Source organism: Mesorhizobium sp. P160187, assembly GCF_057766425.1.
Genome location: NZ_JBYMDX010000005.1, coordinates 754,635 through 768,545 on the forward strand (window position 1 = coordinate 754,635; position 13,911 = coordinate 768,545).

The 13,911-nt window shown below is 63.5% G+C and carries 15 protein-coding genes; 14 read left to right on the top strand and 1 reads right to left on the bottom strand.

Annotated elements, in window-relative coordinates; genetic code table 11:
- Positions 1-188: 188 nt before the first annotated feature.
- From rpoZ to recO, 11 genes are all read left to right on the top strand, one after another.
- Positions 189-590, top strand: a complete 402-nt coding sequence (gene rpoZ, locus AC3CCE_RS28315) for a DNA-directed RNA polymerase subunit omega (RefSeq protein WP_023670235.1) — start codon at positions 189-191, stop codon at positions 588-590.
- A 127-nt stretch (positions 591-717) separates the two neighbouring features.
- On the top strand, positions 718-2,949 hold the full coding sequence (locus tag AC3CCE_RS28320) for a RelA/SpoT family protein (RefSeq protein ID WP_023743763.1): 2,232 nt from the start codon (positions 718-720) through the stop codon (positions 2,947-2,949).
- A 115-nt stretch (positions 2,950-3,064) separates the two neighbouring features.
- Positions 3,065-3,643 (top strand): orotate phosphoribosyltransferase, encoded by a 579-nt coding sequence (gene pyrE, locus AC3CCE_RS28325; RefSeq protein WP_352625981.1) that lies wholly within the window; start codon positions 3,065-3,067, stop codon positions 3,641-3,643.
- A gap of 11 nt (positions 3,644-3,654) precedes the next feature.
- The gene (locus AC3CCE_RS28330) at positions 3,655-4,035 is read left to right on the top strand and encodes a VOC family protein (RefSeq protein WP_023731419.1); all 381 of its coding nucleotides are present in this window, start codon (positions 3,655-3,657) and stop codon (positions 4,033-4,035) included.
- Between the two features lie 274 nt (positions 4,036-4,309).
- Entirely contained in the window at positions 4,310-4,894 is a 585-nt protein-coding gene (locus tag AC3CCE_RS28335) for a DUF2062 domain-containing protein (protein ID WP_023670239.1), read from the top strand.
- Complete coding sequence (gene acpS / locus AC3CCE_RS28340) at positions 4,891-5,304, top strand: holo-ACP synthase (RefSeq protein ID WP_023670240.1); 414 nt, start codon at positions 4,891-4,893, stop codon at positions 5,302-5,304. Before AC3CCE_RS28335 ends, acpS begins: the two co-directional genes overlap by 4 nt.
- 90 nt (positions 5,305-5,394) lie before the next feature.
- Positions 5,395-6,144, top strand: a complete 750-nt coding sequence (gene lepB, locus AC3CCE_RS28345) for a signal peptidase I (protein WP_023670241.1) — start codon at positions 5,395-5,397, stop codon at positions 6,142-6,144.
- The gene (gene rnc / locus AC3CCE_RS28350; protein WP_023692856.1) at positions 6,144-6,860 is read left to right on the top strand and encodes a ribonuclease III; all 717 of its coding nucleotides are present in this window, start codon (positions 6,144-6,146) and stop codon (positions 6,858-6,860) included. The genes lepB and rnc overlap by 1 nt, the downstream gene beginning before the upstream one ends.
- Positions 6,857-7,783, top strand: coding sequence for a GTPase Era (gene era / locus AC3CCE_RS28355; protein WP_023670243.1), 927 nt, complete (start codon positions 6,857-6,859; stop codon positions 7,781-7,783). The genes rnc and era overlap by 4 nt, the downstream gene beginning before the upstream one ends.
- Positions 7,784-7,827: 44 nt before the next feature.
- On the top strand, positions 7,828-8,721 hold the full coding sequence (locus AC3CCE_RS28360; protein ID WP_352625982.1) for an aminoglycoside phosphotransferase family protein: 894 nt from the start codon (positions 7,828-7,830) through the stop codon (positions 8,719-8,721).
- Between the two features lie 102 nt (positions 8,722-8,823).
- Entirely contained in the window at positions 8,824-9,615 is a 792-nt protein-coding gene (recO, locus tag AC3CCE_RS28365; RefSeq protein ID WP_352512328.1) for a DNA repair protein RecO, read from the top strand.
- A 101-nt stretch (positions 9,616-9,716) separates the two neighbouring features.
- Here recO and AC3CCE_RS28370 read toward each other — a convergent pair whose 3' ends face one another.
- Complete coding sequence (locus AC3CCE_RS28370; RefSeq protein ID WP_023687287.1) at positions 9,717-10,181, bottom strand: NUDIX hydrolase; 465 nt, start codon at positions 10,179-10,181, stop codon at positions 9,717-9,719.
- 246 nt (positions 10,182-10,427) lie between these two features.
- Between AC3CCE_RS28370 and AC3CCE_RS28375 the strand changes: the two genes are divergently transcribed.
- From AC3CCE_RS28375 to AC3CCE_RS28385, 3 genes are read left to right on the top strand one after another with little or no spacing between them, the layout of a single operon-like run.
- Positions 10,428-13,202, top strand: coding sequence for a DUF2339 domain-containing protein (locus AC3CCE_RS28375; protein WP_352512326.1), 2,775 nt, complete (start codon positions 10,428-10,430; stop codon positions 13,200-13,202).
- 47 nt (positions 13,203-13,249) lie between these two features.
- Positions 13,250-13,492: a type II toxin-antitoxin system VapB family antitoxin gene (locus AC3CCE_RS28380; RefSeq protein WP_023705392.1), complete on the top strand. Its 243-nt coding sequence runs from the start codon at positions 13,250-13,252 to the stop codon at positions 13,490-13,492.
- A complete protein-coding gene (locus AC3CCE_RS28385) occupies positions 13,492-13,908 on the top strand; it encodes a type II toxin-antitoxin system VapC family toxin (protein WP_023692861.1) in 417 nt (138 codons plus the stop codon). The genes AC3CCE_RS28380 and AC3CCE_RS28385 overlap by 1 nt, the downstream gene beginning before the upstream one ends.
- The last annotated feature ends 3 nt before the right edge of the window (positions 13,909-13,911 follow it).

Consider the following 13,911-nt stretch of genomic DNA (forward strand, 5'->3'; position numbering starts at 1 on the left):
CAAGCAATTGTGATCGGAGCCGTGTCGTCGCCGGTAGGCGGGCTTTGCCGGCAAGGCATTCACCGGCGCCAGAGACTGGCATTCGCCAGCCGATGGGGCCACGGCGCCATAATGCTTGTATTTTGGCGGCGTTCGGGTTATGGACCGCGCCTGTTTTCCATCAAATCCAGGCATGAAAGGGGCAATCAATGGCCCGCGTAACCGTTGAAGACTGCATCGACAAGGTCGACAACCGCTTCGAGCTCGTGCTGCTCGCCGGCCACCGTGCCCGCCAGATCAGCCAGGGCGCGCCGATCACCGTGCCCCGCGACAACGACAAGAACCCGGTCGTAGCGCTGCGCGAGATCGCCGACGAGACGCTGTCGCCCGACGACCTCAAGGAAGATCTGATCCACTCGCTGCAGAAGCATGTCGAGGTCGACGAGCCCGAGGCCGACGGCGAGGCGATCGCCGACCAGACCGGCAACGCAGTTGCAGCTACCGACGCCGACGACGCCGAAGAAAACGTCACCTTCGATCGCATGACCGAGGAAGACCTTTTGGCCGGCATCGAGGGCCTGGTTCCCCCGGAAAAGAGCGACGACTACTAATCGCTGCCCTGGACCTGCCGGGAATATGGTTCCGGCACTTCCGTCCCGTGAGTTTCGTGGCTATCTATGAGATGCGCCGTACATCAGTGCGGCGCATCAATCATTTCAGCACCGTGAGAACCCGCCCATGATGCGTCAGTATGAGCTTGTCGAGCGCGTTGCGCGCTACAAGCCTGACGTCAACGAGGCGTTGCTCAACAAGGCCTATGTCTACGCCATGCAGAAGCATGGCCACCAGAAGCGCGCTTCCGGCGATCCCTATTTCTCGCATCCGCTCGAAGTCGCCGCCATCCTCACCGAAATGCACATGGACGAGGCGACGATCGCCGTCGCCTTGCTGCATGACACGATCGAGGACACCACCGCGACGCGGGCCGAGATCGACGATCTGTTCGGCCCCGAAATGGGCAAGCTGGTCGAAGGCCTGACCAAGCTGAAGAAGCTCGATCTCGTCTCCAAGAAGGCCGAGCAGGCGGAAAACCTGCGCAAGCTGTTGCTGGCCATCTCGGAGGATGTCCGCGTTCTGCTGGTCAAGCTCGCCGACCGTCTGCACAACATGCGCACCCTCGACCACATGCCCGAGGCCAAGCGCCTGCGCATCGCCGAGGAGACGATGGACATCTATGCGCCGCTCGCCGGGCGCATGGGCATGCAAGGCATGCGCGAGGAACTGGAAGAGATCGCCTTCCGCTTCATCAATCCGGAAGCCTATCGCGCCGTCACCGCGCGGCTTGCCGAGATATTCGAGCGCAACAAGGGCGTGCTGACCGACATCGAAAAGGCGCTGTCGGCGCTGTTCGAAAAGCATGCCATCAACGCCGGCGTGAAGAGCCGGCAGAAGAAGCCGTGGTCGGTGTTCCGCAAGATGGAGGCCAAGGCGCTGTCCTTCGAGCAGCTCTCGGACATCTTCGGCTTCCGCGTCGTCCTCGACAGCGTCGAAGACTGTTACCGCGCGCTCGGCGCCATCCACACCACATGGTCGATGGTGCCTGGCCGCTTCAAGGATTACATCTCGACGCCCAAGCAGAACGACTACCGTTCGATCCACACCACCATTGTCGGCCCCTCGCGCCAGCGCGTCGAACTGCAGATCCGTACCCGCGAGATGAACAAGATCGCCGAATATGGCGTCGCCGCCCATTCGATCTACAAGGACACCGGCGGCAAGACGAACGGCGCCGCCCATGCGATCTCGAAGGAGACCAACGCCTATGCCTGGCTGCGGCGCACCATCGAGCAACTGGCAGAAGGCGACAACCCGGAAGACTTCCTCGAAAATACCAAGCTGGAGCTGTTCCAGGACCAGGTATTCTGCTTCACGCCCAAGGGCATGCTGATCGCTCTGCCGCGCGGCGCCACGCCCATCGACTTCGCCTATGCCGTGCACACCGATGTCGGCGACACCTGCGTCGGCGCCAAGGTCAACGGCCGCATCATGCCGCTGATGACGGAACTTAAGAACGGCGACGAGGTCGAGATCATCCGCTCCAAGGCGCAAGTGCCGCCGGCGGCGTGGGAGTCGGTGGTGGTCACCGGCAAGGCGCGTTCAGCCATCCGCCGCGCCACCAAGAACGCCATTCGCAAGCAATATTCAGGTCTTGGTGCCCGCATTCTCGAGCGCGCCTTCGAGCGCGCCGGCAAGACTTTCACCAAGGAAAGCCTGAAGCCGGTGCTGCACCGGCTGGCGCGCAAGGACATCGAGGATGTCCTGGCCTCGGTCGGGCGCGGCGAACTTGCCTCGACCGACGTCATGAAGGCGGTCTTCCCAGACTACAAGGACGAGCGTGTCACTGTCAGCGCCCCCAAGCAGCGCGAGGAGGGCTGGTCGAAGATCCGCAACGCCGCCGGCATGCTGTTCCAGATGCCCGGCACCCGAGCCGCGCGCAAGGACAAGGACCAGCCGCGCGATGGCGCGGTGCCGATCCGCGGCGTGCGCGGCGACCTGCCGGTGCGTTTCGCGCCGGAAGGGGCCGTGCCTGGCGACCGCATCGTCGGCATCGTCCAGCCGGGCACCGGCATCACCATCTATCCCATCCAGTCGCCGGCGCTGCAGGCCTTCGACGACCAGCCGGAGCGCTGGATCGACGTGCGCTGGGACATTGACGAGCAGACCAAGGAGCGCTTTCCGGCGCGCGTCTCGGTCACCGCCATCAACGCGCCGGGCTCGCTCGCCGACATCGCCCAGGTCGTTGCCTCCAACGACGCCAACATTCATACGCTGTCGATGGTGCGCACCGCGCCCGACTTCACCGAAATGCTGATCGATCTCGAAGTCTGGGATCTGAAGCACCTCAACCGGCTGCTGTCGCAGCTCAAGGATAATTCGAGCGTCAGCGATGCGCGGCGTGTGAATGGGTGAATAGTGAATAGTGAATAGTGAATAGTGAATAGTGAATAGTGAAAGAAGGCGTTCTCACTACCATTCACCATTCACCATTCACCATTCACCATTCACCATGGACATGGGGTGAGTTATGAATACCGATGAAGTTCTGGCCATTTTCCGCGAGGCAGGCGCTGTTCTGGAGGGACATTTCATCCTGACGTCGGGTCTGCGCAGCCCGGTCTTCCTGCAGAAGGCGCGCGTCTTCATGCACGCCGACAAGACCGAGCGGCTTTGCAAGGCGCTGGCCGAAAAGATCCGCAAGGCGGTGCCGGGCAAGATCGACTACGTCGTCGGCCCGGCGATCGGCGGCCTGATCCCGGCCTATGAGACGTCGCGCCATCTCGGTGTGCCAGCAATCTGGGTGGAGCGCGAAGGCGGCGAGTTCAGGCTGCGCCGCTTCGAGATCGCGCCGGGATCGCGCGTCGTCATCGTCGAGGACATCGTCACCACTGGTCTCTCGATCCGCGAAACCATCGACTGCCTGCGCGCGATTGGCGCCGAGGTCGTGGCGGCGGCCTGCATCATCGACCGCTCGGCCGGCAAGACCAATGTCGGCGTGCCGCTGATCGCGCTTGCCGAATATGAGGTGCCGGCCTATCCCGCCGACCGCCTGCCGCCGGAACTTGCCGCCATCCCGGCGATCAAGCCGGGTAGCCGCAACATTTAGGGGACATCACCATGATCGCCGGCATCGATCATTTCGTGCTGACGGTCCGCTCGGTGGAGGACAGCTGCGCCTTCTACCAGCGGGTGCTTGGCCTCAAGCGCCTCGACGAGCCGGAGCGGCCGACGGCGTTGCTGTTCGGATCGCAGAAGATCAATCTGCATCAGGCAACGCACACTTTTGAACCGAAAGCCAAGATGCCGATGCCTGGCTCCGGCGATTTCTGCCTGATCGCCGCAAGGCCGCTTGCCGAGATTTGCGCCAGTCTGGAAGCCAATGGCGTTGCCATCGAAGTCGGTCCGGTCGAGCGCACCGGCGCCCGCGGTAAGATGATGTCGGTCTATTTCCGCGATCCGGACAGCAATTTGGTCGAAGTCAGCGAATATCGGGAATAGTCTATCCGCCTCGGCGTCGTCTTCCCGGGCAGGCCTGATCGTCGTCATGAAAGTCTCGCTTGGATGTTGTGTTGTCCTCAGTTTCGCCCCAATGGCGCTCTTGTTACCCGCCTGCGGCAGACCATCGCGGCGGCGTTTCATTGTTCCGCCGCAAGGCAGTCGCTATATCAAAGTCGTTGTTGCCTTTCTGCGCCCTCGAAGCGCAAGATGGAGCGACCGCGCCCGGCCAGGGATGGTTGCAATTTGGGCGTGACGAACCGGGAACTGGAACAGAGTGCTTTTTCGACGCCGAAAGCCTGATGGCATTCTGGAGCGGGTGCGTACCTATCTGTGGCCGCGCCGCTCGTTTTCGCGCTCGTTGCAATATTTCTCCAAGCGCATCCTGCGGCTGAAGGCGACACCGCATGCGGTCGCGGCCGGCGTCGCGGCCGGCGTTTTCGCCTCCTTCTTTCCGCTCGGCTTCCATTTCGCCGTCGCCGCCGTGCTCTGCTGGGTGGTCGCCGGCAATCTGGTGGCCGCCGCCCTCGGCGCGGTATTCTTCGGCAATCCGCTGACTTTCCCGCTGCTGTGGGGAGCGTCCTGGGAAGTCGGCAAGCTGATCCTGCATGAACGCCTGCCCAAGAACGGACCGCCTGCGCATCTTGGTGAGATGATGCACACGCTGTCGTTTGCAAAACTGTGGCATCCGGTGCTCGAGCCGATGCTGATCGGCGCTGTGCCGCTCGGCCTGATCTTCGGGCTGATCTTCTACGGTATCACCCGCTGGGGGATGACAGCCTTTCGCGAGCAGCGCAGGAAGCGCATGGCAGAGCGGGCGCATAAGGCCGGGCACCGCGGACGGGAAGTTCCGGCGGAATGATCATCGGCATCGGCAGCGACCTGATCGACATCAGACGCATCGAAAAGTCGCTGGAACGGCATGGTCAGCGCTTCATCCAGCGCATCTACACCGAGGTCGAACAGGTCCGCTCGGAAGGCCGCAAGGGCCGCGCAGCCTCCTATGCCAAGCGCTTCGCCGCCAAGGAGGCCTGCGCCAAGGCGCTTGGCACCGGCCTGGCGCAGGGCGTGTTCTGGCGCGACATGGGGGTCGCCAACCTGCCCAGCGGCGCGCCGACGATGGCGCTGACCGGGGGAGCGGCAGCACGGCTGGCCAAAATCCTGCCACAGGGGCATAGAGCGGCGATCCACCTCACAATCACCGATGATTTCCCGCTTGCTCAAGCCTTTGTGATCATCGAGGCGTTGCCCGCCGAACAAGCGCCACATTGATTGCATCAGACGACCGCTATCTAACGCCGACTTGACGTTGCCCAGCGCGCGCCGAGACTCTATACCATCCAACGCACAATCGAGGACGACATGAGCGTGGCTGAAAAATCCGAGAAGAAATCCGGCGGGCTTGGCGAAATCGTCAGCGTCATCATCCAGGCTTTGCTGCTGGCCATGGTCATCCGCACCTTGCTGTTCCAGCCCTTCTCGATCCCGTCCGGCTCTATGCGGCCGACCTTGCTCGAAGGCGACTATCTGTTCGTCACCAAATGGTCCTACGGCTTCTCGCGTTATTCGCTGCCATTCGGCCCCGACATCTTTTCCGGCCGCATCTGGGGTTCCGATCCGAAGCGCGGCGACGTGGTGGTCTTCAAGTTCCCGCCGGATCCGTCGCTCGACTACATCAAGCGCGTCGTCGGCCTGCCGGGGGACAAGATCCAGATGAAGGACGGCCAATTGTTCATCAACGGCCAGGGCGTGCCTCGTGTGAAAACCGGCCAGATCCAAAATCCTGATATCACGGAAGTGCCTGAGCCGGTCGACGTCTATCGCGAGACCCTGCCCAACGGCGTCAGCTACGACACGCTCGACCTGACACCGAATTCGATCACCGACAACACCCGCGAGTTCGTCGTGCCCCCCGGCAACTATTTCATGATGGGCGACAACCGCGACAATTCCTCCGACAGCCGCCTCAGCGTCGGCTACGTGCCGGCGGAGAACCTTGTCGGCCGCGCTAACATCGTCTTCTTCTCGATCGCCGGGAAGGCGAGCCCGCTCGAGATCTGGAAATGGCCGTCGCTGGTGCGCCTGTCGCGCCTGTTCCATTTCGTGAATTGATGGCTTTGAAGCGCCCGACGGGTGAAACTCTGGCCGATTTGGTGACAGCCAAAACCGGCCATTCCTTCCGGGATGTCCGTTTGCTCGAGACCGCGCTGACCCATTCCAGTGCGGTAAAGGCAAGCAGCAACAACCAGCGCCTCGAATTCCTTGGCGACCGCGTGCTCGGCCTGATCGTTGCCGACCTGCTTTTCGAAAAGTTTCCTGAGGCGCCGGAAGGTGAAATCGCCCCGCGCTTCAATGCCCTGGTCGATGCGCGGACATGCTCCGAGATCGGCATTGAAATGCAGCTCGAAGATCTGGTTCGGGCCGACGCTGCCTTGAAGGCGCGCTCGCGCGGCTCGGGCGGAAACTATCTGGCGGATGCGGTCGAGGCGCTGATCGCGGCGGTCTATATCGACGGCGGCCTCGATGCCGCAAGGCAATTCGTCCTGCGTTACTGGGAGCCGCGCTCGCAAAAGGTGGTGGCCAAGCCGCCCAATCCGAAATCCGACCTGCAGGAATGGATCGCCAAGACCAGCGATGTCAGGCCCGAATACGCGATCGAGAAACGCGAGGGACCTGAACATCAACCGGTTTTCACGGTGTCCGTGAAGGTCGGCGGTTTTGCGCCGGCAAGCGGCACGGGCGGCTCTCGCCGCGCAGCCGAAGAAGCGGCGGCATCGGCGTTTCTTATGCGCGAGGGCATCTGGGCCAACCAAGGGAGTGCGGCGTGACCGGCAGCGAAGATCTCCCTCCGGCAGCGGAGGCCACGCATTCCGGCTTCGTTGCCCTGATTGGGGCGCCCAATGCCGGCAAGTCGACGCTGGTCAACCAACTGGTCGGCGCCAAGGTGTCGATCGTCACCCACAAGGTGCAGACCACCCGCGCCATCGTGCGCGGCATCGCCACGCATGACAACGCGCAGATCGTCTTTGTCGATACGCCCGGCATCTTCAAGCCGAAGCGCCGGCTCGACACCGCGATGGTGACCACCGCCTGGGGTGGCGCCAAGGACGCCGATATCGTGCTTCTGCTGATCGATGCCGAGCGCGGCATCAGGGGTGACGCCGACGCCATCCTCGAGCGGCTGAAGGACGTCCGCCAGCCGATGGTGCTGATCCTCAACAAGGTCGACCGGGTCAAGCACGAGGCGCTGCTGGCCCTGGCTGCGGCAGCAAACGAAAAGGTGCCGTTCAAGCGCACCTTCATGGTCTCGGCGCTGACCGGCTCCGGCTGCAAGGATTTGCTCGACTATCTCGCGCAAGCGCTGCCGGTCGGCCCCTGGTACTATCCGGAAGACCAGATCTCGGACCTGCCGATGCGCCAACTGGCCGCCGAGATCACCCGCGAGAAGCTGTATCTGCGGCTGCATCAGGAGTTGCCCTATTCCTCGCATATCGAGACCGAGAAATGGGAAGAGAAACCGGACGGCTCGGTGCGCATCGACCAGACCATCTATGTCGAGCGCGACAGCCAGAAGAAGATCGTGCTCGGCCACAAGGGCGAGACCATCCGCGCCATCGGCCAGTCGGCGCGCATGGAAATAGCCGGCATTCTCGAGCAGAAAGTGCACCTGTTCTTGTTCGTCAAGGTGCGTGAAAACTGGGGCGACGACCCCGAGCGCTACCGCGAGATGGGGCTTGAGTTTCCCCATTGAGCTTCATCGTCTAGAAATGCCGCCCGGCAGTTTGAGACGATGACATGCCTGATCCAAAACCGACCATCGATACCGATCTCGTGCGCCGGTTGATCGCCGCGCAATTTCCGCAATGGCGGCATCTGCCGGTGAGGCCGGTGGCGTTTGGCGGCTGGGACAACCGAACCTTCCACCTCGGCAATGATATGACTGTGCGGCTGCCGAGTGCCGCACCATATGCCTTGCAGGTCGAAAAAGAGCACCGCTGGCTGCCCAGGCTGGCGCCGCTTCTGCCGCTGCCGATCCCGGTTCCACTGGCGATGGGCGAGCCTGGGGAGGACTACCCCTGGCAATGGTCCGTCTACCGCTGGATCGACGGCGAAACAGCCAAGACCGCCGAAATCGCCGATAGCCGACAGTTCGCGGTCGATCTGGCCAAGTTCCTCATTGCGCTCCGGCGGATCGATCCGGCGGGCGGGCCGCCCGCGGGCCAGCACAATTTCTTCCGCGGCGGATCGCTGAGCGTGTATGACAACCAGACAAGGGAAGCACTCCAGGCGCTGGAGGGGCAGATCGACACCCAGGCGGCCACCGCTGTCTGGTATGCGGCCCTTGCCGCCACCTGGCAAGGGTCGCCCGTCTGGTTCCACGGAGACGTCGCTTGGGGCAACCTTCTGGTCCAAAACGGCCGTTTGAGCGCCGTCATCGACTTCGGCACCTCCGGGATCGGCGATCCCTCTTGCGACCTGGCGATCGCCTGGACGTTCTTCCAGGGCGAGAGCCGGGAGGCGTTCCGTGCCGCCATCGACGTCGATGAAGCGACCTGGGCGCGCGGCCGCGGCTGGACGCTGTGGAAGGCGCTGATCACCGTTGCCGGACACGACGCCAACCAAGCCGAAGCCGAGCGATCGCGCCGCGTCATCGACGACGTCCTGGCCGATCACCGGGAATTCGTGTGATCAGAGCCTTTCGACGATGTGTGGGGATCCAATGTCAGCACAGATCGCACGCGGCGCGCCAAAATCTTGATTTCGCCACGCAACCGGTGACAAGCTCCTGCCATGGAATGGCGCGACGAGGGAATCATACTCGGCACCCGCAAGCATGGCGAAACCAGCGCCATTCTCGAGGTAATGACGCGTGCGCATGGCCGCCATCTCGGCCTGGTGCGCGGCGGGCGCTCGCGCAAGCAGCAGCCGGTGCTGCAGCCCGGCAACCGCGTCGACCTTTTGTGGCGGGCACGCCTCGACGAGCATCTCGGCACCTTCCAGGCCGAGGCGATCGAGATGAATGCCGCCCGGTTGATGGACAGCGCAGTCGCCGTCTACGGCCTGCAGACCATGGCCGCGCATCTCAGGCTCCTGCCGGAGCGCGACGCCCATGGCGGCCTGTATGAGACGCTTGCCGTGATGATCGCCCATCTGGACGATTCGGATGCCGCCGGCGAACTGGTGGCGCGCTTCGAACTGCTCATCCTCGACGAACTCGGCTTCGGCCTCGATCTCAGCCAATGCGCGGCGACGGGCGCCAGGCAGGATCTGGCCTATGTCTCGCCGAAATCCGGCCGTGCCGTGTCGCGAGCCGCCGGTGCGCCGTGGCGCGACAAGATGCTGGCGCTGCCGGCCTTCCTGCGGCGCGGCTCCGGCTTGCGGGCGGACCACGCGGCACTCGAGGACGCCTTCCATCTGACCGGTTTCTTTTTCACCCGCCATGTCTACGAGCCGCGCGGCATCGAACAGCCCGATGCCCGTGCCGGCTTCCTCGCCGCCTTGCGCAAGCATCATTCGGGCGGCAAGGCCGCCCTTACGGCAGACGCTGCGCCAGAAGGGGGAGGGAGACTCGGTGGGTGCTGACCTCCGCAAACCGTCCAGGTTCACACCACAAGCTGCATGCGGCAGCATTCCCTCCCCCTTGTGGGGAGCGTTAGGGTGGCGGTACTCGTAGGGCAAGAGCCTCAGCCGGCTTTGCGATGCTCCATGAAATCATCGAGGATGGCGCGCTGACCGCCGAGGATCTTGAGGCTGGCCTCGGCGAAGGAAAACCAGCCGGCCCTGTCGATTTCGGGAAATTCCCTCGTCACGCCTGACCTGGGCGGCCATTCCATCGTGAACATGTTGCTTTTAACGGCATCGGGATCGAAATCGGCTTCGACACTCCAGGCGATGACGATCTTGCCGCCGGCTTGCCGATAGCTGCCGACAGGCTCGAAATCACCCTCGATGCTGACTCCGAGTTCTTCCCCAGCCTCGCGCCGGGCGGCGGCCAACTCATCTTCATTGTCCTCGACGAGGCCCTTGGGGATCGACCAAGCGCCTTCATCCTTCCTTGCCCAGAACGGGCCGCCGGGATGGACGAGCAGAAATTCGAGAATGCCGGCCCTTGTTCGGTGGATCAGCAGCCCTGCACTTCGTTTCGGCATTCGATTTCCTCACAGTTCATCCGAGGATAGCATGGCTCCTGGGCAAGTGGCGGCGGCATGCCATTCCTGGCTATCTCAGATGATGGATGAGGATAAAGACCGTAGGCCGCTGGAAGTTGCCGACGAAACATGCTCGATAACTTCTTTTCGGCACCATTGCGGTGGCGTGACTTGAATAGCCGTCTGGGGTGGCCGTGTGGCCGCCGCAATTGTCAGTGAAAACTGGCCTGGTTTGGGGGAACCGCCATGTTTGAAAGCCTGATTGGCGCCGTCGTCGTTATCGTGCTTTTTGTCCTCGTCTTGCGCCAGCAGGGCCGCGTCAGTCTGATCGAGCGCGAGCTCGGAGCGCTGCGCAGCCTGGTTCTGTCCGGCGTGCATACGACACCGCCCGTTACCAAACCGGTCGAGCAGGCTGCAAGCGCACCGGCGGATGCCGCTCACGCTAGCGCACCAGTTGCCAACATAGCTTCGCCAACAACAGCCGACGCGGCACATGCCCAGGCACCGGCCGCCGAAGCCGAAGCGGCCACCAGCGAGGCCGTGCCAGAGCTGTCGCCTGCAGCCAAGGCGGCATTCACCGGATCCGCGCATGCCGCCACGGCGAAGGCAGCTCGCCAGTCCGAGGTCGAAACCGCGCTCGGCACCCGTTGGGCGGTCTGGGTCGGCGGCGTCGCATTGGCTTTGGGCGGCCTGTTCCTGATCCGCTACACCATCGAGGCCGGCATTTTCGGCCCCGAAGTACGGCTGTCCCTGGCGGCGCTGCTCGGCCTGGTGCTGATCGGCGGCGGCGAGTTCATCCGCCGCACCGGCTTCAAGGTGCCGGTGCAAGGGGCTGCAGGCGCCTATATTCCGGCGATCCTGACGGCTGCCGGCGCCTTCATCCTGTTCGGTACGGTCTATGCCGCGCATGCCATTTACGGTTTCGTCGGGCCGGCCTTCGCCTTCACCGTGCTCGGCGCCATCGGCGTGGCGACCATTGTCGCCGCCCTCGTCCACGGCCAGGCCCTGGCCGGCATCGGTCTCGTCGGCTCGATGGCGACCCCGGCGCTTGTGTCATCGCAGGCGCCCAACCCCTGGGCGCTGTTCGTTTATCTCGCGATCGTGCTTGCCGCCACAGCCATGATCGCCCGCATACGCGACTGGAAATTTCTGATCGCGGCCGCCTTCTTCGGCACCGGCGCCTGGACCATCGTCTACATGATGAGCACGCTCGTCGCCGACCTTGCCGTCATCCTGTTCATCGACGCGGTGACGCTGGCGGTGCTTGCCTTTGTCTGGCTGGGCACACGTGACAGCGAAGCGGAGACGGCGAAGACCGGCTTCGACTGGCCCTCGATCGTGCCAGGCGTTTTCGTTGCGTTTTCAGCGCTAGGCCTGTCCGTCGACACGACGCTGGTCGCCGCCGGCGGCGCCTTGCCGGGCGCCTTCATCCTCGTCGCCCTTGTCGCCACCGCACTCTACCGGCCGCGCGCGCTGCCGCTGCTGCATGCCGCCGGCGTGGTGAGCGTGATGATCCATCTCGGCATCATTCCGCCCACCACCATCGGCTCCGACATAACCCAGGGGAATATCGGCTTTGACGGCATGCCGGTGGCGGCCGGAAATCCGTTGACGCTGCGCATCGGCATTGGCCTCGGCCTGGTTTTCATCGGCGCCGGCTTCTGGGCCGCACGCCGCTTCGCCGCCTCAGCACGGGTCCGCGCGGCATGCTGGGCGGCATGGGGCGTCGCTGCGCCGCTGCTTATTCTGCTGACGCTGTGGCTCGCCTACGGCAATCTCGACCGCGACCTTGTCTACGCAGCGATAGCTGCCCTTCTGGTCGTCGTCTTCGCCGCCGGCGGCGAATGGATTGCGCGCGCCGAACAGCCGCCGCTCAAGGGCGACGTCGCCGTCTCCTTCGCGCTTTGCGGCTCGGCTCTGGCCGGCCTGCTGATGCTGCACATGGCCTTCGGATCCGGCTGGACGACCATTCTTGCCGGCGTTGCCGCCATCGTGCCGGCGCTGGCGACGCGGTGGCGCAGCTATCCGGTGCTTGGCTGGATTTCGGTCGGCGCGGTCGTCGCCGTGCTCGGCCGCGTCGCCTTCGATCCGACCATCGTCGGCGCCGAGTTCCTGACGACGACGCGGGTGTTCAACTGGCTGCTGCCGGGATACGGCGTACCGGCGCTAGCCTTCGGCTTTGCCGCCTGGCAACTCGCGCGTACCACCCCCGCACTACCAACAACTGGCAATGGCCGGCCGCGCCTTGCGATGGAGGCGGGTGCAGCCCTGTTTGCGCTGCTCACCGTCGCCATGCTGGTGCGCCACGCCATGCATGGCGGCGTCATCGACACCGGCCCGGTGACGCTCGCCGAACAGGCGATCTATACGCTGATCGCCATCGGTGCCGGCGCGATACTGGTGGCCATCGACATGCGCTCGCCAAGCTCTGTGCTGCGCTACGGCTCGATGGCCGCCGGCGTGCTCTCGATCGCCTTCATCGTCCTCCAGCATTTCCTGGTGCTCAATCCGCTGTTCACCGACGAATCGACCGGCCAGATCCCGGTGTTCAACCTCTTGTTCCTGGCTTACCTGTTGCCGGCCATAGCCGCCGCCGGGCTGGCGCTCTATGCCAGGGACAAGCGGCCGCCATGGTATGCGCAGATGCTGGCGGTAGTGGCGGCATTGCTTGTCTTCGCCTACGCCACACTGTCGGTCAGGCGCGTGTTCAAGGGCGAGTTCATCGGCCTGTGGAGCGGCCTCGGGCAGCTTGAGACCTACACCTATTCGGCGCTCTGGCTGATCATCGGCGTCGTGCTGCTGACCGCCGGCGTCTGGCTGAAGTCGCAGGTGCTGCGCATTGCCTCGGCGGCGCTGATCGCGATTGCCGTGGTAAAAGTCTTCCTGTTCGACATGTCGGAACTGGAAGGCGTGCTCAGGGCGCTGTCCTTCATCGGTCTTGGCGCCGTGCTGATCGGCATCGGCCTGTTCTACCAGCGGCTGCTGACGCGGGCGGCGAGGGAGGCCAACGCTGCAACTTGAAGTGATATACGAGATGGAATATATGAATATCCAACGGAGGATATTCGATGCCGCTCTATATCCGCGACGACGAAGTGGATGCGCTGGCCAGCAGATTGCAACGTGAGACGAACGCTCCGAGCAAAACGGAAGCGGTGCGGGTCGCGCTCGTGCACGAACTTGAGCGCAATCGGGCGAAGGTGCCGCTGCGCGATCGGATCGCCAGTCTTCAGGACAGGGCCAGGAAGCTTGGCCTGCCCAATCCCGATTTCGATATGAAGAAGTTCACCGACGAGATGTGGCAAGACTGATGTTTGTCGACGCGTCGGTGATCGTCGCCATTCTCAACCAGGAACCTGGGTGGGAGGAATTGCTGAAGCAGCTATCCGGTTTTTCCGGGCAGGTCTGGGTTTCTCCGTTGGTTCACTTCGAAGCAACACAGGCATTGGCACGGGCCGGCGCCGGCCCGCGCAGACCCAGCGCTGAAGCCCTTCTCCATGCCCGCGATCTGATCGATGAGTTCATTGTGGAGATCATGGGAGAGAGTCTGGCCATTGACGACAACATCGGCTCTCGGGCCATTGACGCGAGTGCCCGCTACGGCAAAGCCGTTGGCCACAAGGCGGATCTGAATCTCGGGGACTGTTTTGCTTACGCCTGCGCGAAAAGCCGCGATCTTCCACTGCTGTACAAAGGCCATGATTTCGCACTGACCGATTTAGGATAATTC